Source organism: Bacillus sp. GB_SG_008, from assembly GCF_052038115.1.
In the GTDB taxonomy this organism is placed as follows: Bacteria; Bacillota; Bacilli; order Bacillales; family Bacillaceae_G; genus Bacillus_A; species Bacillus_A rhizoplanae.
On sequence record NZ_JBPZSK010000012.1, the window covers coordinates 29,745 to 52,145 of the forward strand.

The 22,401-nt window shown below is 38.8% G+C and carries 21 protein-coding genes and 2 other annotated features; all 21 genes read right to left on the reverse strand.

What is annotated here, in order from left to right:
* Nucleotides 1-312: 312 nt before the first annotated feature.
* Complete coding sequence (gene rpoC / locus ACTDJC_RS20990) at nt 313-3,924, reverse strand: DNA-directed RNA polymerase subunit beta' (protein ID WP_253628362.1); 3,612 nt, start codon at nt 3,922-3,924, stop codon at nt 313-315.
* A gap of 37 nt (nt 3,925-3,961) precedes the next feature.
* Nucleotides 3,962-7,492: a DNA-directed RNA polymerase subunit beta gene (gene rpoB / locus ACTDJC_RS20995; protein WP_098309994.1), complete on the reverse strand. Its 3,531-nt coding sequence runs from the start codon at nt 7,490-7,492 to the stop codon at nt 3,962-3,964.
* A 289-nt stretch (nt 7,493-7,781) separates the two neighbouring features.
* Nucleotides 7,782-8,381 (reverse strand): class I SAM-dependent methyltransferase, encoded by a 600-nt coding sequence (locus tag ACTDJC_RS21000; protein ID WP_440604579.1) that lies wholly within the window; start codon nt 8,379-8,381, stop codon nt 7,782-7,784.
* Nucleotides 8,382-8,458: 77 nt separating this feature from the next.
* A complete protein-coding gene (gene rplL / locus ACTDJC_RS21005) occupies nt 8,459-8,818 on the reverse strand; it encodes a 50S ribosomal protein L7/L12 (RefSeq protein ID WP_098309992.1) in 360 nt (119 codons plus the stop codon).
* Between the two features lie 67 nt (nt 8,819-8,885).
* Complete coding sequence (rplJ, locus tag ACTDJC_RS21010) at nt 8,886-9,386, reverse strand: 50S ribosomal protein L10 (protein ID WP_098309991.1); 501 nt, start codon at nt 9,384-9,386, stop codon at nt 8,886-8,888.
* Between the two features lie 40 nt (nt 9,387-9,426).
* Nucleotides 9,427-9,570 (reverse strand) — a sequence feature (ribosomal protein L10 leader region).
* Between the two features lie 49 nt (nt 9,571-9,619).
* Entirely contained in the window at nt 9,620-10,312 is a 693-nt protein-coding gene (gene rplA, locus ACTDJC_RS21015; protein WP_098309990.1) for a 50S ribosomal protein L1, read from the reverse strand.
* A 181-nt stretch (nt 10,313-10,493) separates the two neighbouring features.
* Nucleotides 10,494-10,919, reverse strand: coding sequence for a 50S ribosomal protein L11 (gene rplK / locus ACTDJC_RS21020; protein WP_001085872.1), 426 nt, complete (start codon nt 10,917-10,919; stop codon nt 10,494-10,496).
* Between the two features lie 169 nt (nt 10,920-11,088).
* The gene (nusG, locus tag ACTDJC_RS21025) at nt 11,089-11,622 is read right to left on the reverse strand and encodes a transcription termination/antitermination protein NusG (RefSeq protein WP_098309989.1); all 534 of its coding nucleotides are present in this window, start codon (nt 11,620-11,622) and stop codon (nt 11,089-11,091) included.
* A gap of 126 nt (nt 11,623-11,748) precedes the next feature.
* Complete coding sequence (gene secE / locus ACTDJC_RS21030) at nt 11,749-11,928, reverse strand: preprotein translocase subunit SecE (protein ID WP_098309988.1); 180 nt, start codon at nt 11,926-11,928, stop codon at nt 11,749-11,751.
* A gap of 32 nt (nt 11,929-11,960) precedes the next feature.
* On the reverse strand, nt 11,961-12,107 hold the full coding sequence (gene rpmG / locus ACTDJC_RS21035; protein WP_081625682.1) for a 50S ribosomal protein L33: 147 nt from the start codon (nt 12,105-12,107) through the stop codon (nt 11,961-11,963).
* A 172-nt stretch (nt 12,108-12,279) separates the two neighbouring features.
* Nucleotides 12,280-12,954 (reverse strand): RNA polymerase factor sigma-70, encoded by a 675-nt coding sequence (locus tag ACTDJC_RS21040; RefSeq protein ID WP_429717775.1) that lies wholly within the window; start codon nt 12,952-12,954, stop codon nt 12,280-12,282.
* A gap of 67 nt (nt 12,955-13,021) precedes the next feature.
* Nucleotides 13,022-13,534, reverse strand: a complete 513-nt coding sequence (locus ACTDJC_RS21045) for an NYN domain-containing protein (RefSeq protein ID WP_098309986.1) — start codon at nt 13,532-13,534, stop codon at nt 13,022-13,024.
* A 2-nt stretch (nt 13,535-13,536) separates the two neighbouring features.
* Entirely contained in the window at nt 13,537-14,280 is a 744-nt protein-coding gene (gene rlmB, locus ACTDJC_RS21050) for a 23S rRNA (guanosine(2251)-2'-O)-methyltransferase RlmB (protein WP_336484558.1), read from the reverse strand.
* A gap of 2 nt (nt 14,281-14,282) precedes the next feature.
* On the reverse strand, nt 14,283-14,684 hold the full coding sequence (locus ACTDJC_RS21055; RefSeq protein ID WP_098309984.1) for a Mini-ribonuclease 3: 402 nt from the start codon (nt 14,682-14,684) through the stop codon (nt 14,283-14,285).
* 2 nt (nt 14,685-14,686) lie between these two features.
* Nucleotides 14,687-16,084, reverse strand: a complete 1,398-nt coding sequence (gene cysS, locus ACTDJC_RS21060) for a cysteine--tRNA ligase (protein ID WP_440604580.1) — start codon at nt 16,082-16,084, stop codon at nt 14,687-14,689.
* Entirely contained in the window at nt 16,065-16,730 is a 666-nt protein-coding gene (cysE, locus tag ACTDJC_RS21065; RefSeq protein ID WP_098309982.1) for a serine O-acetyltransferase, read from the reverse strand. The genes cysS and cysE overlap by 20 nt, the downstream gene beginning before the upstream one ends.
* Nucleotides 16,731-16,908: 178 nt before the next feature.
* Nucleotides 16,909-17,157: a binding site (T-box leader), on the reverse strand.
* A 48-nt stretch (nt 17,158-17,205) separates the two neighbouring features.
* Nucleotides 17,206-18,663: a glutamate--tRNA ligase gene (gene gltX, locus ACTDJC_RS21070; protein WP_098309981.1), complete on the reverse strand. Its 1,458-nt coding sequence runs from the start codon at nt 18,661-18,663 to the stop codon at nt 17,206-17,208.
* A gap of 89 nt (nt 18,664-18,752) precedes the next feature.
* Entirely contained in the window at nt 18,753-19,229 is a 477-nt protein-coding gene (gene ispF / locus ACTDJC_RS21075) for a 2-C-methyl-D-erythritol 2,4-cyclodiphosphate synthase (protein ID WP_098309980.1), read from the reverse strand.
* Nucleotides 19,230-19,363: 134 nt separating this feature from the next.
* Nucleotides 19,364-20,047, reverse strand: a complete 684-nt coding sequence (ispD, locus tag ACTDJC_RS21080) for a 2-C-methyl-D-erythritol 4-phosphate cytidylyltransferase (RefSeq protein WP_098310025.1) — start codon at nt 20,045-20,047, stop codon at nt 19,364-19,366.
* A 16-nt stretch (nt 20,048-20,063) separates the two neighbouring features.
* On the reverse strand, nt 20,064-21,164 hold the full coding sequence (locus ACTDJC_RS21085; RefSeq protein WP_098309979.1) for a PIN/TRAM domain-containing protein: 1,101 nt from the start codon (nt 21,162-21,164) through the stop codon (nt 20,064-20,066).
* Nucleotides 21,165-21,325: 161 nt separating this feature from the next.
* A complete protein-coding gene (gene disA / locus ACTDJC_RS21090; RefSeq protein ID WP_098309978.1) occupies nt 21,326-22,399 on the reverse strand; it encodes a DNA integrity scanning diadenylate cyclase DisA in 1,074 nt (357 codons plus the stop codon).
* Between the last annotated feature and the right edge of the window lie 2 nt (nt 22,400-22,401).

Here is a 22,401-nt window from a genome sequence, read left to right on the forward strand (position 1 = left end):
CAGGTGGTTCATTATTAGTTGAAAACAAAGTTTTTGCAAGGGAGAGCAAATGCTCTCTCCTCACAAAAACAGTTTTAACTTGTTATTCCTATTGCTGAAGCTCCTACCGTATCTCATTCATTTTCATGTTGAGATCCAGTTTTTAAAAAGTACGTTATGTTGCATCGCAAAAGCTACTGCAACGTTCTAACTATACCGTGTTGAATTACATTCAACGTTTATTTAGGAGCAACCTTGCTTATATTAACATTTCGCATTGCATAATGTCAACTAGGATTATCTGTTTTTATACAAAATTTACGACGGAAAATTTTAGTTTTCTACGTAAACCTCGTCATTTTCTACATTTATTTCTTCTTTTGCTGTTTTTACAAGATCTACTCTGCGGTAATGATTCATACCTGTACCAGCCGGAACAAGTTTACCGATAATAACATTTTCTTTCAGACCAAGAAGTTCATCGCGCTTACCTTTAATTGCCGCATCAGTTAACACACGAGTTGTTTCCTGGAATGATGCTGCAGATAAGAATGAATCTGTTTCAAGTGAAGCCTTTGTAATACCAAGAAGGATTGGACGTGCTGTTGCTGGTTGTTTACCTTTAAGCAACACTTTTGCATTTGCATCTGTGAACTGATGAATATCCAGTAATGTTCCTGGTAATACATCTGTTTCACCAGCATCGATTACACGAACTTTGCGAAGCATTTGACGAACCATTACTTCAACGTGTTTATCACCAATTTCTACCCCTTGCATACGGTATACTTTTTGTACTTCACGAAGCAGGTATTCTTGGACTGCTGTAATATCTGTTACTTTCAGTAATTCTTTCGGATCGATAGAACCTTCTGTAAGTTCTTTACCGTGTTCAATGCGATGTCCTGGAGCTACTTTTAGACGAGCGCCATAAGGAATTGCATACGTACGAGCTTCTACATCACCTTGTACAACAACTTCTTGGCGATCTTTCACATCGTTAACCGCTGCAACAACACCGTCGATTTCACTGATAACCGCTTGACCTTTCGGATTACGCGCTTCGAAAATCTCTTGAATACGTGGTAAACCTTGTGTGATATCGTCTCCAGCAACCCCACCGGTATGGAATGTACGCATCGTTAACTGTGTACCTGGCTCACCGATAGATTGAGCTGCGATAATACCAACCGCTTCGCCCACTTCTACATCTGTGCCAGTAGCTAAGTTACGACCGTAACATTTCTTACATACGCCGTGGCGTGTGTTACATGTAAATGCAGAACGGATGTACAACTGTTCAACGCCTGCTTTTTCAATGATATGAGCAATATCTTCTGTAATTAATTCATTTTCACTAACTAACACTTCGCCTGTTTCTGGATGCTTCAAAGTTTTTCTTGCGAAACGTCCTACAAGACGATCGTATAAGGACTCGATAATTTCGTTTCCTTCTTTAATTGCACCGATTAATAAGCCGCGGTCTGTTCCACAATCGTCTTCACGAACGATAACATCTTGTGCAACGTCAACAAGACGACGAGTTAAGTAACCAGAGTCCGCAGTCTTAAGTGCTGTATCGGCAAGACCTTTACGCGCACCGTGTGTAGAGATGAAGTACTCGAGTACCGTTAAACCTTCGCGGAAACTTGATTTGATTGGAAGTTCGATAATACGACCAGATGGGTTAGCCATCAAACCACGCATACCAGCAAGCTGAGTAAAGTTCGATGCGTTACCACGGGCACCAGAGTCACTCATCATGAAGATCGGGTTGCGCTTATCTAAGGTTTTCATCAGTTTTCCTTGGATAACATCTTTTGCATTACTCCAAATAGAGATAACACGATCATAACGTTCTTCCTCTGTAATTAAACCGCGACGGAATTGCTTAATTACTGTATCTACTTTTGCTTGCGCTTCATGCAAGATTTCTTCTTTTTCACCTAATACAAGGATATCCGCCACACCAACTGTAATACCAGCTTTTGTAGAGTATTTAAATCCTAGATTTTTCATGCGGTCAAGCATGCGAGATGTTTCAGTAATTTTGAAACGTTTAAATACTTCAGCAATGATATTACCAAGAATTTTCTTGCTAAATGGTGCCACTTCTTCGCGACTAGCAATAATTTCTCTTACGTTAGCGCCTTTTTCAACAAAGTATTCCACTGGAGTTTCTTTCTCCAAGTTTGTTTTTGTTGGTTCGTTAATGTAAGGGAAAGATTTCGGTAAGATTTCATTGAATATTAACTTACCAACTGTTGTTAACAACAGCTTGCTGTTTTGCTCTTCTGTAAACGTTTCGTTGTTTACAGAGCTTGCTGCAACAGCAACACGAGTATGCAAGTGTACATATCCGTTTTGGTATGCAATTAATGCTTCGTTCGTATCTTTGAAAACCATACCTTCACCAATTGCATCTGCACGTTCAAGCGTTAGGTAGTAGTTACCTAATACCATATCCTGAGATGGTGTAACAACTGGTTTTCCGTCTTTCGGGTTCAAGATATTTTGTGCAGCTAACATAAGAAGACGAGCTTCTGCTTGTGCTTCTGATGATAACGGAACGTGAACCGCCATTTGGTCACCGTCAAAGTCCGCGTTGTATGCAGTACATACAAGTGGATGAAGACGAATTGCACGACCTTCTACTAATGTAGGTTCAAATGCTTGAATACCAAGACGGTGAAGCGTTGGAGCACGGTTTAGAAGTACAGGGTGTTCTTTAATTACAGACTCTAAAACATCCCAAACTTCAGGTTGTACTCGCTCGATTTTACGTTTAGCACTCTTAATGTTGTGTGCTAATCCTTTTCCTACTAACTCTTTCATTACAAAAGGTTTGAACAATTCAAGCGCCATTTCTTTTGGCAGACCGCATTGGTACATTTTTAAGTTCGGTCCTACAACGATAACGGAACGACCAGAGTAGTCAACACGTTTACCTAATAAGTTTTGACGGAAACGTCCTTGCTTACCTTTTAACATATGAGAAAGAGATTTTAATGGACGGTTACCAGGTCCAGTAACTGGACGGCCACGACGACCATTATCGATTAAAGCATCTACTGCTTCTTGTAACATACGCTTTTCGTTTTGGACGATGATGCTTGGTGCACCTAAGTCTAATAAACGTTTTAAACGATTGTTACGGTTAATTACACGACGGTATAAGTCGTTTAAGTCAGAAGTTGCAAAACGTCCACCATCCAACTGTACCATTGGGCGAAGTTCTGGTGGGATAACTGGAAGAACATCTAGAATCATCCAAGATGGTTCGTTTCCAGAGTTACGGAATGCTTCTAATACTTCTAGACGTTTAATAGCACGAGTACGACGTTGTCCTTGTGCTGTTTTTAACTCTTCTTTTAAGAAGTCTACTTCTTTATCTAAATCGATATCTTGTAATAACTTCTTAATCGCCTCTGCGCCCATAGAAGCTTGGAAAGAGTTTCCGTATCTGTCGCGATACGCACGGTATTCCTTCTCCGAAAGAAGTTGCTTCTTATCAAGCGGTGTATCACCGCTTTCTGTTACCACATAAGAAGCGAAATAAATTACTTCTTCAAGCGCGCGAGGGGACATGTCTAAGACAAGTCCCATGCGGCTTGGGATACCTTTGAAATACCAAATATGAGATACAGGAGCAGCTAATTCGATATGACCCATACGTTCACGACGAACTTTCGCACGCGTTACTTCAACGCCGCATCGATCACAAACTACACCTTTATAACGGACACGTTTATATTTACCACAATGACATTCCCAGTCTTTTGTTGGACCGAAAATACGCTCACAGAACAAACCGTCTTTCTCTGGTTTCAATGTACGATAGTTAATCGTCTCGGGTTTTTTAACTTCCCCATATGACCAAGAGCGAATTTTGTCTGGTGATGCAAGTCCAATCTTCATATATTCAAAGTTGTTTACATCTATCAAGGGGCCTACCTCCCTTTTAGTCTACAGGTTATCCCAATTATTCCTTCGTTGTCTCAACTTCGACATTTAATTTATCTGCAGATTGATGATCATCGTCATCAGTATCACGCATTTCAATTTCAGTATCGTCGCTAGACATCATCTTAACATCCATACCTAAGCTTTGTAATTCCTTAATCAATACTTTGAATGATTCAGGAACACCTGGTTCTGGAACATTTTCGCCTTTTACAATCGATTCGTACGTTTTCACACGACCAACAACATCATCGGACTTAACTGTTAAGATTTCTTGAAGAGTATAAGCAGCACCGTAAGCTTCAAGTGCCCAAACCTCCATCTCACCGAAACGTTGTCCACCGAACTGTGCTTTACCTCCAAGAGGTTGTTGCGTTACAAGTGAGTATGGTCCAGTAGAACGAGCATGAAGTTTATCATCAACCATGTGTGCAAGTTTAATCATGTACATGACACCAACAGATACACGGTTGTCGAATGGTTCACCAGTACGTCCATCGTATAGAATTGTCTTTGCATCACGTGCCATACCAGCTTCTTCGATTGTTCCCCATACATCTTCCTCGCGAGCGCCATCGAATACCGGTGTTGCAACGTGGATACCAAGATATCTTGCTGCCATACCAAGATGAAGCTCTAACACCTGACCGATATTCATACGAGATGGTACCCCTAATGGGTTTAACATGATATCGATTGGTGTGCCATCTGGTAAATAAGGCATATCTTCTTCCGGTAAAATACGGGAGATAACACCTTTGTTACCGTGACGACCGGCCATCTTGTCGCCTTCAGAAATTTTACGTTTTTGAACGATATATACACGTACAAGTTGATTCACACCTGGTGGTAATTCATCGCCATCTTCACGGTTGAATACTTTTACGTCTAAGATAATACCGCCGCCACCGTGTGGTACGCGTAGTGATGTATCACGTACTTCACGAGCTTTCTCACCGAAGATTGCATGCAATAGACGCTCTTCTGCTGTTAATTCTGTTACACCTTTTGGCGTTACTTTACCAACAAGAAGGTCTCCGTCTTTTACTTCTGCACCGATGCGGATAATACCGCGCTCATCAAGGTTGCGAAGTGCATCTTCCCCTACGTTTGGAATGTCCCGTGTAATTTCTTCTGGTCCTAGCTTCGTATCACGAGCTTCAGATTCATATTCTTCAATATGAATAGAAGTATACACATCATCTTTTACAAGGCGCTCACTCATAATGATCGCATCCTCGTAGTTATAGCCATCCCATGTCATAAAGCCAACAAGCACGTTACGACCAAGTGCAAGTTCACCTTTTTCCATAGAAGGGCCGTCTGCAAGAATCTCACCTTTTACAACTTCATCGCCAACACTTACGATTGGACGTTGGTTGTAACAAGTTCCTTGGTTAGAACGGATGAATTTTAACATTTTATAGCGATCTAAATCACCTTTTACTTTTTGGCCGTCTACTTCGATGTAACGACGTACCCAAACTTCGCGAGCTTCTACGCGTTCAACGATACCAGGATGTTTACAGATTACCGCAGCACCTGAGTCCTTCGCTGATACGTACTCCATACCAGTACCTACAATTGGAGATTCTGGGTTCAGAAGTGGAACTGCTTGACGTTGCATGTTCGCACCCATTAGCGCACGGTTCGAGTCATCGTTTTCTAAGAACGGAATACAAGCTGTCGCAGCAGACACAACCTGTTTCGGAGAGATATCCATGTAGTCAATACGTTCGCGTTTTACTACAACGTTCTCATCGCGGAAACGCGCTACAACATCCTCATCAAGGAAATCTCCATCTTCAGATAAACGTGCGTTTGCTTGGGCAACAACATAGTTATCTTGTTCATCAGCTGTTAAATAATCTACACGTGTTGTTACACGTCCAGTTTCTGGATCAACACGACGGTATGGTGTTTCAATGAAGCCAAATTCATTTACTTTCGCAAATGAAGATAAAGAGTTAATCAAACCGATGTTTGGTCCCTCTGGCGTTTCAATTGGACACATACGACCATAGTGAGAGTAGTGAACGTCACGCACTTCAAAGCCAGCGCGCTCACGCGTTAAACCACCAGGTCCTAATGCAGATAGTCTTCGTTTATGCGTTAACTCTGCTAATGGGTTTGTTTGATCCATAAACTGAGATAACTGCGAGCTTCCGAAGAACTCTTTAATAGATGCAATAACCGGGCGAATGTTAATTAACGCTTGTGGTGTAATTGCATTTGTATCTTGAATCGACATTCTCTCACGAACAACACGCTCCATACGAGAAAGACCGATACGGAATTGGTTTTGTAACAATTCACCTACAGAACGTAGACGACGGTTTCCTAAATGGTCAATATCGTCTGTGTCTCCTACTTTGTATAGAAGGTTAAAGAAATAGCTAATAGATGCAATAATATCGCCTGGTGTAATATGTTTTACTTCGCGATCAATGTTCGCGTTACCAATGATATTGATGGAACGCTCTCCATCTGCATCCGGAGCATAAATTTTAATAGATTGTAATTCAACATTACCTTCTACCACTCCGCCTAACGGCTTCGCTGTTTTAAAACCAATGTTCTTTTCTAAGTAAGGTAAAATGCGATCTAATGTACGACGATCTAAGATTGTTCCTTCTGCCGCTAAAATTTCACCTGTTTCAGGATCCACTAAAGTTTCAGCTAAACGTTGGTTAAACAATCTGTTTTTAATGTGTAATTTCTTATTAATCTTGTAACGACCTACATTTGCTAGATCATAACGTTTTGGATCGAAGAAACGAGAAACAAGCAAGCTCTTCGCATTTTCTACTGTTGGCGGTTCACCTGGACGTAGACGCTCATAAATTTCAAGCAATGCTTTCTCTGTGCTATCCGTGTTATCTTTTTCTAGCGTATTGCTTAAGTACTCGTTATCACCTATAAGCTCGGTGATTTCTTGATCAGAGCCAAACCCTAATGCGCGTAACAAAACAGTTACAGGTAGTTTACGCGTACGGTCGATACGCACATAAACAACATCCTTAGCATCTGTTTCATATTCCAACCAAGCTCCGCGGTTTGGAATTACAGTAGCAGTAAATCCGCGTTTTCCGTTTTTGTCCACTTTGCCGCTGTAGTATACGCTTGGTGAACGAACTAACTGAGAAACAATAACGCGCTCTGCACCGTTAATTACGAATGTTCCTGTCTCTGTCATGAGCGGGAAATCCCCCATGAACACATCTTGTTCTTTCACTTCACCAGTTTCTTTATTGATTAGACGCACTTTTACACGAAGTGGTGCTGCATACGTCACATCACGCTCTTTACATTCTTCTACAGAATATTTCGGTTCGCCTAAACTGTAGTCGATAAACTCAAGCGATAGATTTCCCGTAAAGTCTTCAATCGGAGAAATGTCTTGGAACATTTCTCGCAAACCCTCATCAAGAAACCACTGATAAGAAGAGGTTTGAATTTCGATAAGATTTGGTAATTCTAAAACCTCACTAATACGGGCATAACTTCTTCGTTGGCGGTGTCGTCCGTATTGAACTAGTTGACCTGTCAACTGCTTCACCCCTCAAATCAAGAGTATTATAAATGCACAAAAATGTGCAAAATCACAACTAAATACGACTAACGCAAATTACGTAGCCTTTTTTCTCTAAAAAGATAGATACGTTGAGTATTTCCACCTACTCAAAAAAGAAAAATGGCTTCTAAAAGAAAACCATCATTCTGTTTCATAATCTGCTGATTTTACTATCTTTTCCAAGAAAAGCAAAAATATACATCGTTCTCAACGCAGAAAATCATATATTGGCATTTTATAATGTTAACACAACCAAAAATAACCGTCAACGTTTTTTTGATTTTATGATATAATACCCTTTTTTCTTTTCTGCGACTTCCACAAAATCGAACACATCTTCTAATTTTTTCATTGCAGATGGTGCACCTTGTTTTTTCTGAATCACAATCCAAAGCTCGCCGCCTGGCACAAGATACTCCACTGCTTTTTCTAGAATTTCATGCACGACTTGTTTCCCTGCACGAATTGGCGGATTAGATAAAATAGCAGCGTATTGACCTTTTACACTTTCATATACACTACTTTGATAAATCTGGATATTTTCAATTCGGTTATTAGCGGCATTTTCTTTCGCAAGCCCAAGTGCCCTTTCATTCACATCCACCATGTGAACCACACGCTCTTGGAACTCCTTCGCTAGAGATAAACCAATCGGGCCATATCCACACCCAACATCTAATACATCACCTTGGGCATCTGGCATCTGAAACGCTTCAATTAAAAGACGAGAACCGAAGTCCACTTCGTTTTTCGAAAACACCCCACGGTCTGATAAGAAAACAAAACGCGATCCTCTCAATGTATATTCCCATTGTTTACGATCACTTTTACTAGAGGGGTCGTTAGAAAAATAATGGTCTGCCATATGGCCACCTCTTTTCTTTACGGTTAAAAAAAAAGCTCGCTTGAGAGCGAGCTTTTTTCAAAAGCCTCAAAAGTTAATTACTTAACTTCTACAGCAGCGCCAACTTCTTCAAGTTTAGCTTTGATTTCTTCAGCTTCTTCTTTAGAAACGCCTTCTTTAACTGCTTTTGGAGTGTTATCAACTACTTCTTTAGCTTCTTTTAAGCCAAGACCAGTGATTTCACGAACAACTTTGATAACTTTGATTTTTTGTGCGCCTGCGTTAGCAAGTACAACATCAAATTCAGTTTGCTCAGCAGCAGCTTCACCAGCGCCACCAGCTACAGCTACAGGAGCAGCAGCAGTTACGCCGAATTCTTCCTCGATAGCTTTTACTAAGTCGTTAAGTTCTAATACAGTCATAGATTTAACTGCTTCAATGATTTGTTCTTTAGTCATTGTAAATATCCTCCCTTAAATAGGTTTGTATTGTTTTATCGATAACACGTAATTATCTTTTAAAAAATTAAGCGCCTTGCTCTTCTTTTTGATCTGCAACTGCTTTAGTAGCGATTGCAAGACCGCGCATTGGAGCTTGAAGAACGCTAAGAAGCATAGAAAGTAAGCCTTCACGTGATGGAAGAGTAGCGATAGCTTTAACCTCATCAAGTGATACAAGTTTACCTTCGATTACGCCTGCTTTAATTTCTAAAGCTTCATGATTTTTAGCGAAGTCGTTTAATACTTTCGCAGGAGCAATTACATCCTCGTTACTGAATGCGATTGCGTTTGGTCCTGTTAAGAATTCGTTTAACTCAGCCATTTCAGCAGATTCTGCAGCACGACGAGTTAAAGAGTTTTTGTAAACTTTGAACTCAACGCCAGCTTCACGTAAGTTTTTACGTAATTCAGTTGCTTCAGATACTGTTAAACCACGGTAGTCAACAACGATTGTAGATTTACTATCGCGAAGTTTTTCAGCGATTTCAGTTACAACTTGTTGTTTAGATTCGATTGCTTTGCTCATGTTATTACACCTCCTGTAGATTATATAGAAGATGTACCGAAAGTGCACTAAAAAGCCTCCATGCCCAATTGTAGACATGGAGGCATATAGTCACAGAAAAAAATTCCGTTTCGTATATTCACACCTAGGTAGGAAATTAAGCCACATTGGCACCTACTGTCTACGGTACACTATTTAAATTCACAACATAAATGATTATATTAAAACTTCTTCACGAAGTCAACTTCCAATTTTTACGCAATAGTAGAAACTTCAACGCGTACGCCAGGTCCCATTGTAGAAGCAACTGTTACGTTCTTCATGTAAGTACCTTTTGCAGCAGCTGGCTTAGCTTTTAAAAGAGCATCAGCAACTGTCTCTAAGTTTTCAACTAATTTTGCATCTTCGAAAGATACTTTACCGATTGGCACATGAATGTTACCAGCTTTATCAACGCGGTATTCTACTTTACCAGCTTTGATTTCGTTAACTGCTTTTGTTACGTCGAAAGTAACTGTTCCAGTTTTAGGGTTTGGCATTAAACCTTTAGGTCCTAATACACGACCAAGTTTACCAACTTCACCCATCATATCAGGAGTTGCTACTACTACGTCAAAGTCAAACCAACCTTGTTGGATTTTGTTGATGTAGTCTGTATCACCTACGAAGTCAGCTCCAGCAGCTTCAGCTTCTTTTAGTTTTTCGCCTTTAGCGAATACTAATACACGTTGTACTTTACCAGTACCGTGTGGAAGAACAACTGCACCACGAATTTGTTGGTCAGCTTTCTTAGGATCAACACCTAAACGAAATGCAGCTTCTACAGTTGCATCAAATTTAGCTGTGTTTGTTTTCTTTACTAATTCTACTGCCTCTGTTGCAGAGTAAGCAGTTGTACGATCAACAAGCTTCGCAGCTTCTACGTACTTTTTACCTCTTTTAGCCATTTTTATTTCCTCCTCAATGTGGTTTTAGCGGAATAACCTCCCACGTTTACGCCTTCTTTTCGATGTAATCGAGGATGTGCGCCCATCCTTTTATTTAAAAAATGACACTCATTTACGATAATAAAGGTTGCGAATTGGAATTCCAGACCCGCAACCTCTTTTACAAAAAAAGCAAATCGAATTAGTCTTCGATAACAATGCCCATACTGCGTGCAGTACCTTCAACCATACGCATTGCAGCTTCTACGCTAGCAGCGTTTAGGTCAGGCATTTTAGTTTCAGCGATTTCGCGAACCTTATCACGCTTAACAGTTGCCACTTTATTACGGTTTGGTTCACCAGAACCAGACTCAATACCAGCTACTTTCTTAAGAAGAACAGCAGCAGGAGGAGTTTTAGTAATGAAAGTGAATGAACGGTCTTCAAATACTGTAATTTCAACAGGAATGATTAGACCAGCTTGATCTGCTGTACGAGCGTTGAACTCTTTACAGAAGCCCATGATGTTAACACCCGCTTGTCCTAATGCTGGACCAACTGGTGGAGCTGGGTTAGCTTTACCTGCAGGAATTTGAAGTTTTACCATTTTAATTACCTTTTTAGCCACGAGACACACCTCCTTAAGTCCGTGATGTGGTCAATTGGGCAGTGATTTGCCCTCCCACTTCATATTTTATCTTTAGCGATAAAATCTTTCTCAAAAAACGTCTCCGTTTCCGAAGACGTATTGACTTAAAAGATATTATCACTTTTTACAATTCATTTCAAGTTTCATTTTATAATTTTTCAATTTGGTGGAAATCTAGCTCAACTGAAGTTTCGCGACCAAACATATCAACAAGTACTGTTACTCTTTGTTTTTCTAGGTCAATTTCATTAATAGCACCTGTGTAATTCGCAAATGGGCCTTCGTTCACACGTACAGTCTCATGAAGTTCAAAGTCAAAGTCAACTACTTCATTTTCCATTCCCATGTGTTTTAAGATTGTAACTACTTCTTCTTCTAATAACGGAGATGGCTTCGAACCCGATCCAGAAGATCCAACAAATCCTGTTACACCCGGTGTATTGCGAACAACATACCAAGAATCATCTGTCATGATGATTTCTACCAACACGTAGCCAGGAAATACTTTCCTCTTTGTTACTTTTTCTTTTCCGTTTTTCATTTCTACTTCTGTTTCCTCTGGAACAATAACACGGAAAATTTTATCTTGCATAGCCATTGTTTCTACGCGTTTCTCTAGGTTTGTTTTTACTTTATTTTCATATCCAGAATAAGTATGGACAACATACCAACTTTTTTCCATTAATTTAGGACGACCGTCCTTCCCTCCCTGACGTACATTTTTTCGTGCAAATGAAAAAACCCGTTCACCGGGCTTTTACACAGTTCATATAAATAACATTAACATTATATCATGTATTAGCGCTTCTTATTCAAGAATTAAACGAATTAAAGAAGAAATCCCCATATCCACTACCGCAAAGAAAATTGCACAGAAAGCAACTGTTGCAATTACAGTAAGTGTCGAACGGATTAATTCATCTTTTTTCGGCCAGCTTACTTTTTTCATTTCACGACCTACGTCGCCAAAAAAGTTCGTCAAACGCATTTCCGGGACCTCCAGTGCATAATTACAATTATTTATTTTGTTTCCTTATGAATCATGTGCGCATTACACGTTTTGCAAAATTTCTTTATCTCAAGACGCTCTACTGAGCTTGTATCTTTCATTGTGGAATAGTTTCGATTATTGCACTTTTCACATGCGAGTACAACCTTTTTTCTCATCTGTTACACCAGCCTTGTAACATTATTTCTTTAAAAATGTATCATACAATAAAAGGCAATGTCAATGACACTCCCCGCCTTACTGTAAAAAGAGAAGGAGAGGAAAAAAACCTCTCTTTTATATTTCTCTATTAACCTAATACATTTTTAAAAAACCAACTATTTAAACATCTTAACGTTTGAGTGAAGGTGAGTGAACAGTTGCCGTTTCTCTCATTTCCATATAACGCTCAAGCTTCCTTTTCACTCGTTGCAGAGCATTATCAATGGATTTTACATGGCGATTCAATTGCTCTGAAATCTCTTGATACGATCTTCCATCTAAATATAAAGAAAGCACCTTTCTTTCTAAATCGCTTAATAATTCAGATATTTTTAATTCTATATCAACATACTCTTCCTGACTAATAATCATTTCTTCAGGATCCGTCACCTTCGCTTCAGATATAACATCTAGCAGAGTTCGATCAGATTCTTCATCATAAATTGGTTTATCTAAAGAAACATATGAATTTAAAGGGATATGTTTTTGTCTTGTCGCTGTTTTAATCGCGGTAATAATTTGACGTGTAATACACAATTCCGCAAAAGCTTTAAAGGAAGACAGCTTGTCCTCTTTATAATCACGAATCGCTTTAAATAATCCAATCATACCTTCTTGAATAATATCTTCACGATCAGCGCCAACCAAAAAGTAAGATCTTGATTTTGCACGAACAAAATTTTTGTACTTATGAATTAAATACTCTAGTGCATCAACATTACCTTGTCGTACTAATTCAACTATCTCTTCATCCTCTAAATCACTAAATGTAACATTGTTGCCGCTTACGAAGTCTGTTTCCAATCTGATCCCTCCGACCGCTAATTATTTAGCAATATTATACAGTAAACACTTGAAGAGCGTCAATGTTTCAACGCCCTCCTCGCCTTAATTTTTCTAATTTTTCTGTAACTTCTTCACTAAATATCGTCCGCATTGCCGGTTGTTCTTCTTTCGTTTTCTTCGTTTCATGACGTACTCTTCGTTCCATCGCTTGAACTTCTATCTCTAACTCACGCGCCGATTTACGCAGAGCACCCTGCCCAAAAATGGCCCACTGCTCTGTGTAATCAGACGTCGCAACATAAATACGTGTATTAATATTGCGCAACTCAATTGCGAGTTGCTCAATTTTTTCATCCGCCGTTTGGTTTTTCCTTGTAAAGATTACATCTACAGACGCTTGTTTCATCTTCTTTTCAATTCCATAAACAGAATACGCATCAAAAACAATCATTACTTTCGTACCTGTATACCCTTGATAATCTGCCATTTTATCAATAAGCGAGTCTCGCGAAGCTTGTAAGTCTACATCCCGTAGTTTTTTCAAGTCTGCCCAAGCTCCGATAATATTGTAACCGTCAACGATTAAAATATCATTCATTTTTATTCACCGATTGGGTGACGTTTCCGATACACTTCATACATTAACAAGCTAGCAGCAACTGAAGCATTTAAGGATGTAACTTTACCAGCCATCGGTAAATGAATCAAGAAGTCACATTTCTCACCGATAAGACGGCTCATACCTTTCCCCTCACTACCAATCACTAAACCAATTGGCATCTTTCCATCTAAATTACGGTAGTCATCTTTCCCTTTTGCATCTGTGCCTGCGATCCAAAGCCCGCGCTCTTTTAATTCATCAATCGTTCTCGATAAATTTGTAACACGAGCTACTGGAACATACTCAATTGCTCCTGTCGAAGCCTTTGCAACCGCCGCTGTTAAACCAACCGCCCTGCGCTTTGGAATAATAATACCATGGGCTCCTACTGCATCTGCCGTACGCATAATAGAGCCTAAGTTGTGCGGATCTTCAATCTCATCAAGAATTAAGAAAAATGGATCTTCATTTCGCTTAGCTGCCAACGCAAATAAATCCTCTAAGTCCGCATATTCATATGCTGCCACTTGTGCGATTACACCTTGATGATTCCCCTCTACAAGTTGATCTAATTTTTTCTTCGGTGAATTCTGCACTAAAATTTTGTTTTCTTTCGCTAATGCTAGTACAATTTGCACTTGTCCTTTCGCAGCACCTTCTGCAATCCAAATCTTATTAATATCACGACCTGCTCTTAATGCTTCAATTACAGGGTTACGTCCAATAATATATTCACTGTTCACGCTCACGCGCCTCCTTCCTTATCCTCTAACACACGAATTGCTTCAAATACAAGCTCTTCTATTCGTGTCTGATCATTTAATAAATAATGATATCCAATCAGCGCCTCAAAAGCAGTACTATATCGATATGTTTGTACATCTGTATTTTTCGGAACAGAACCTGATTTTGCATTGCGCCCTCTTCTTAATACAGCTTCCTCTTCTTCAGTAAGAAATGCAGCCTCTAGTAAATGATGAACAACTTTCGCTTGCGCTTTTGCAGAAACAAAGCTTGTCCCCAAACGATGTAATTGATGTGGACGAACTGTTCCTTTTTGAAGCAGGTGATAGCGGATATATTGTTCGTATACCGCATCACCCATATATGCTAACGCTAAGCTATTTAATTGCTTTGCATCAATCATGTTTAGCCTCTTTTCCATCTTGTACCTTGTGGTGTATCTTCTAAAATAATGTTACGCTCTTTTAATTCATCGCGAATTTGATCAGATAATGCAAAATCACGATTTTTACGAGCCTCAATACGCTTTTGAATTAGTGCTTCAATTTCTTCATCAAGCAATTCTTCTTTCGTTAATTCTAATCCTAAAATTCCAAATAGCGTTTCAAGCTGTTTTATATACGCCACAATCACTGTTTTTGATGTATGCTCTTCTAATAAATATTGATTTGCATGATTTGCTAAGTTATATAACTCTGTTACTGCATTTGCCGTATTAAAGTCATCATCCATCGCTGCTTCAAATGCAGCTTGGAATTTTTTCATCTCATCTAACCATTTCTCGTTATGATCCGTTAAATCAGTACTACTTTCCATACGATGTTTTAAATTACCATAAGCTGTTTTAATGCGCTCTAATCCGTTATTTGTATGCTGTAATAATTCTTCACTAAAGTTAATTGGATGGCGATAGTGTACAGATAACATAAAGAAACGAATTAATTGTGGATCGTACTGCTTGATAATATCGTGAACTAGGACAAAGTTACCTAGTGATTTAGACATTTTCTCATTATTAATATTAATATATCCATTATGCATCCAGTAACGTGCAAATGGTTTCCCAGTCAATGCTTCTGATTGCGCAATTTCATTTTCATGATGCGGGAATGTTAAATCTTGACCGCCAGCATGAATATCAATTGTATCACCTAAATATTTACGTGCCATCGCAGAGCATTCAATATGCCAACCTGGACGACCTTTTCCCCATGGACTATCCCAGAAAATTTCTCCTTCTTTAGCAGCTTTCCATAATGCGAAGTCTAGCGGATCTTGTTTCTTTTCACCAATCTCAATGCGGGCACCATGACGCAAATCTGCAATTGGTTGATGAGATAATTTACCGTATCCTTCAAATTCCTTCGTTCTGTAATACACATCCCCTTCAGATTCATATGCATATCCTTTATTCACAAGTTCCTGAATAAACTCAATAATGATATCCATATTTTCTGTTACACGAGGATGAACTGTCGCATGTTTGCAGCCTAGTGCCGTTACATCTTCAAAGTATGCTTCAACAAAGCGATCTGCAATTGTTGGAACATCTTCTCCTAATTCATTAGCAGCTTTAATCAGCTTATCATCTACATCCGTGAAGTTAGATACATATTGCACATCGTAACCACGGTGTTCCATATAACGGCGCACTGTATCAAATACGATTGCCGGTCTTGCGTTACCGATATGAATGTAGTTATATACGGTCGGTCCGCATACATACATTTTCACTTTATTTTCCTCTAATGGAATAAACTCTTCTTTTTGACGCGTTAGCGTATTATAAATGTGAATAGTCATTTTTATCCTTCCTTTCTGTTTTCACTACCATTTGTTTTTTCAATTGTTCGAGCTCTTCTTCCACTGCTTTCAACTTATCAAAAATCGGATCCGGAAGATCACAATGATTTAATTCTTGACCTACTTTTATCCCATTTTGAATCACGACGCGACCAGGAATACCTACAACTGTAGAATGTGCAGGTACTTCCTTTAACACAACCGAACCAGCACCAACTTTAGAATTTTCTCCAACCGTAATCGATCCAAGCACTTTCGCACCTGTTGCAATCAACACATTGTCTTTAATTGTTGGATGACGTTTCCCTTTTTCTTTTCCCGTACCGCCTAACGTAACACCTTGATAAATTGTCACGTTATCTCCAATTTCACACGTTTCTCCAATTACAACTCCCATGCCATGATCAATAAAAAACTTACGACCAATTGTTGCCCCCGGATGAATTTCAATACCCGTAAAAAAACGACTCATTTGTGAGATAACACGAGCAAAAAAGAAAAACTTTCGTTTATAAAAGGCATGTGCAATACGATGCGCCCAAATTGCGTGCAATCCAGAGTAAGTTAAAATCACTTCGATGTAACTTCTCGCTGCTGGATCCTGTTCAAAGACGACTTCAATATCCTCCCGAAGCCTCTTAAACATTTTTGTTCCCCCTTTTTGTTTAAAGTGAAACTTCCATCAGTGGATCTCTTTACCACTAATAGTGAGTTGAACCAATAAGGTTTTTAATTTCTACTTCCTTACAAAGTTTTTCCAACTATTTATACCAAAAACTCTCCCCCATACCTGTAGGTATAGAAAAAAGGCGTCTCTGTCTATAGACAGAGACGCCTTACTAGCGCGGTTCCACTCTGTTTAGGCCTAAAAAAGCCTCAAACTCAAACATGATAACGGTGTATACCGCTTCTGCTTACTTTGCGTCGCCATGACGCTTCTCGAAATACATTCGTTGTTCAGCAGAAGACTCAAAGGGGCACTTCAAAAATCTGCTTTTAAACCACTTCCAGCCAAATGGTGGTTTTCTCTGTGAAAAGCATGATTTTCTACTTCTCCTTCTCGTCGCTTTCGTTTATTTCATTTTGAAGTATTCTTATTATATTTCTAAATCCGTAAAAAGTTAACCAATTACTTTACGAACACGATTTAAAACTTTTTCTTTTCCAAGAAGCGCAATTGCATTTGGAAGTTCTGGTCCGTGTGTTTGGCCAGTTGTCGCAACGCGAATTGGCATAAATAAATTTTTCCCTTTTTGACCTGTTTGCTTTTGAACAGCTTTAATTGCTGCCTTAATTGCTGCAGGTTCTACTTCTTCTAATGCTTCTAGCTCTGCCGCAAACGCACGAAGAACTTCTGGTACTTGTTCGCCTTTTAATACTTCTTGTCCTTCTTCTTCATAATCCACATGATCTTTAAAGAACATATCAGATAGCTCAACAATTTCAGCTCCGAAGCTCATTTGATCATGATATAAAGCAATCACATCGCGAATCCAAGCTAGTTCTTGCTCACTTGGATTTTCACCTACACGACCAGCTTTTACTAAGTGCGGTAAGCTTAATTCCACAACGCAATCTAAGTCTTGCTTTTTCATATATTGGTTGTTCATCCATTTTAATTTTTGAGAATCGAATAATGCCGGTGATTTCGATAAACGAGCTGCATCAAACATTTCAATAAACTCATCCTTAGAGAAGATTTCTTCTTCTCCTACTGGTGACCAACCTAGTAATGCGATAAAGTTAAAGATTGCTTCTGGAAGATATCCCAGCGCTTCATATTGTTCAATAAATTGAATAATAGATTCATCACGTTTACTTAACTTTTTACGGCTTTCATTCACAATTAACGTCATATGACCAAATTGTGGTACATCCCAACCAAATGCTTCATAAATCATCATTTGTTTTGGTGTATTAGAAATATGGTCATCACCACGAAGAACGTGTGAGATTTCCATGAAATGATCATCTGCCGCTACTGCAAAGTTGTAAGTTGGGATGCCATCTTTCTTCACGATAACGAAATCGCCGAAATCGTTTGAGTTGAAAGATACGTCTCCTTTTACAATATCATTAAATACATATTCACGGTTTTCAGGTACACGGAAACGAATACTTGGAATGCGTCCTTCTGCCTCGAACTGTTTTACTTGCTCATCTGTTAAATCACGGTGACAACCCGCATAACGAGGTGTTTCACCACGAGCGATTTGTCCTTCACGTTCTGCTTCTAACTCTTCTTCTGTCATATAGCACTTATACGCTAAGCCACGCTCTAATAAATCTTCATATAACTTTTTATAAATATCTAAACGCTCCATTTGACGGTACGGACCATATTCACCACCAACGTCGATGCTTTCATCCCAGTCCATGCCAAGCCATTTTAAATACGTTAATTGGCTTTCTTCGCCGCCAGCAATATTACGCTTTACGTCTGTATCTTCAATACGGATAATAAATTTACCGTTTTGACTACGAGCGAATAAATAGTTAAATAATGCCGTACGTGCATTTCCGATATGTAAGTGTCCTGTTGGACTTGGCGCATAGCGCACTCTCACTTGCTTTTCCATAGTTGGTACACCTTCCATTCTTAATGTCAACAGATTCCTTAATTGTACACCAAAAAATTACGATTATCCATCTTACGAATCAAAAACAACTATTTTTTCTGTAATAATACAATAGCCTGTGAAGCAATTCCTTCTTCTCGCCCTGTAAATCCTAATTTTTCTGTCGTCGTTGCCTTTACATTGACATTCTCCATGTCTGTTTGTAAAAGCTCGCTGATTCTCTTGCGCATACTTTCAATATGCGGTGCCATTTTTGGTTTTTGGGCAATAATTGTACAATCTAAGTTTCCGAGTACATACCCTTGCTCTGTAACAAACTCCCACACTTTCTGTAAAAGCACAGCTGAATCCGCATCTTTAAATGCAGGATCTGTATCTGGAAAGTGCTTACCGATGTCACCAGCAGCAATTGCACCTAAACAAGCATCAGCAATAGTATGTAAAAGGACATCCGCATCGGAGTGCCCAAGTAATCCTTTTTCATATGGAATTGTAATACCACCAATAATTAATGGTCTTCCTTCTGCAAATGCATGTACATCAAAACCTTGTCCAATTCGAAACATTTCCAATTCCTCCTCAAACTACACTAGTAAACTTTATATCATTCTTACGGACATATAAAAGCTCCGCCTGTTGAAGTTTCTGCTCTATATATAGAAAAGCTCGGTAGCTACCGAGCTTTTCTATTATAACATTGCTATTGTATTTTCAAAACTCGTAGAAAGCTTTCAGCAATCACTAAATCTTCAGGTGTTGTCACCTTTATATTGTGATAGCTTCCTCCTACAACTCCTACCTCTTTAGGAAGGCGTTCCACCAAACTAGCATCGTCAGTTCCGAGAAAGCTCGCTTGTTTTGCACTCTCATGTGCCTCTAACAGAATGGGAACATGAAATCCTTGCGGCGTTTGAACTGCTCGCAAATGAGAACGTTCTACTGTTTCAACAACAGTATCATGCGTCACTTTTTTAATTGTATCTTTCACAGGTACCGCACAAATGGATGCACCTTTTTCTTTAGCCATTTGCAATACATCTTCAATCATCTTTTTCGTTACAAATGGACGCGCCCCGTCGTGGACAAGTACATACTCTACATCTCTTACATACATAAGAGCATTGTATACACTATCCTGGCGCTCACTTCCACCTTGGATAAGTTGGATGTCCTTTTGAATATGATAAGTTTGGAGAAGTTCTTCAAAGTAAGAACGCTCTCCCTCATTAATCGCTAAAATAATCTGTTTACATTGTTCATCTTTTTCAAAAGCTCGTAATGTATGAATGATAATGGGAACAGAATCTATTTGTAAAAATAATTTATTTTTATCCGCTCCCATACGCTTACCTTGTCCTGCTGCAGGAATAATTAATGTATATATCATCGCAATCCTCTACTTATAATGCTTTCTCTAACAACTTACGCTTAGCAAAGATCATACGGCCCGCAGATGTTTGCAGTACACTTGTAACAAGTACATCAAGTTGGTGACCAACATGCTCTCTACCATCTTCGACTACGATCATTGTACCGTCGTCCAAATAAGCAACACCTTGATTCTGCTCTTTTCCATCCTTCACAACGTATACGCTTAACTCTTCACCCGGAAGTACAACAGGCTTAATGGCATTTGCTAAATCATTAATGTTTAAAACTGTCACACCTTGCAATTCGGAAACTTTATTTAAGTTAAAATCATTCGTAACAACAGTGCCACCTGTTAACTTCGCTAACTTCACAAGCTTACTATCGACTTCTTGAATATCTTCAAAATCACCTTCATAAATCTCTACTGGAATAGATAACTCTTTTTGAATACGATTTAAAATATCCAAACCTCTTCGTCCGCGATTACGCTTTAATGCATCCGAAGAATCAGCAATATGCTGTAGTTCTTCTAACACAAATTGCGGAATGACAATTGTGCCTTCCAAAAATTTTGTTTGGCAAATATCCGCAATACGCCCATCAATAATAACACTAGTATCCAATATTTTCCAACCAGAAGTTAACGTTTCTACTTCCTCATTTTCATTGTTCGTATTTTTTTTCTTCCCTCCGCGTTGCGGCAATGTAAACAACCCTAACAATTCATTCCTCTTTTTAAACCCTACTTGGAACCCTAAGTAACCAAGTAATAGCGTGAAAAAGATTTGCAATACTGTACTAATGACTTGAATGGTAAATTCGCGAATCGGAATCAAGATCAAATACGCAACAATTAGTCCTGAGATTAATCCTAATGTTCCAAATAACACATCTGTAACAGGTGCTTTTACAAGCGCTTCCTCAATATGTTTAATAAGCTGAACAATATAATCTACAAGCCAAAATGTTGTTAAAAATAAAATGATTGCACCAATAATTGCACGAATATAAGAACCTTCAAGCCAAGGAACTGCACCTATATCCAACATATCGATTACTTTTGGAATAAGAAAAATTCCCAATGCTCCTCCAATAACTAAAAAGAAAAGCTGCACGATTCGTTTTAACATTCAACCACCTCCTACTCATTATTAACCATTACTTCGTCACTCAAAACGTCGAGTGCAAAAGTGGACGTGTTTTTTTTATAATTTGTTTTATTTACCAATATATCATATCATATATGAAAAATCTTTGAGTGTCGCTATATTGTGAAATCAATGTAATATTCTTAATTGTGCCTGCTCATATACAAGTGTTCTTGAATTCGTTTTAAACCCTCTCGTATCTTTTTCGCCCGTACTTCTCCAATTCCTTCCACATCATCCAAATCAGCAATTGTTGCACGGCAAATTCCTTGTAAGTTCTTAAAACGATTAATTAAGTTCTCAATAATAAGAGGCGGAACTCTAGAAATTTTACTCGCGATCCGATAACCTCTTGGTGTAATGCTTTCTTCTAATTTCATTTGTCCGGAATATCCAAGTAATTTCACTAAATCGCTATCTTCTAGAAGTTGTGCATTCGCAAGCTCTTGTAATTTTTTTAAAACTTGATAGTGCTCTTGTGTTTTTTCATGATAGTAGTCTTTAATTAATAGTGCAGCCTCTGCTTCCACGTCAGCAAGCAATTCTGTCAATTGTAAACGAATAAGTCTTCCTTCTGTTCCTAATTCATGAATGTAACTGTAGATTTCATTTTTAATCCGTAGCATCATTTCAACACTATGTAGTACATGCACAACTTCAGACATTGTAACCACTTCTTCAAACTCTAAAATACCAAGGTTCGTTATGCCCTCATTCCATACAGCTTTATATTTTTCTAATGTTTGAATCGCTTGGTTTGCCTTTGTTAAAATAACCCCAATATCTTTTAATGTGTAACGTAAGTTTCCTTGATATAACGTAATTACATTTCGTCTTTGTGAAATAGCAACAACAAGACTACCCGTTTGCTTCGCCACTCGCTCTGCTGTTCGGTGGCGCATACCTGTTTCAATAGAGTCAATAGATGAATCAGGAACCAACTGTCCATTAGCGATTAAAATTTTACTTCCCGTTTCATTTAAAATAAGAGCACCATCCATTTTTGCTAGTTCGTATAGACTAGCAGGAGAAAAAGCACAATTAATATGAAATCCTCCATCAACAATACTTTTAATTTGCTCGTTGTATCCGAGTACAATAAGGCCACCTGTTTGCGCACGGAGCACATTATCAATTCCTTCTCTTAGCGGTGTCCCCGGTGCAACAAGCTGCAAAATATTAATAATACTTTTGGAACGTTGCTTGTTTTCTTCCATAT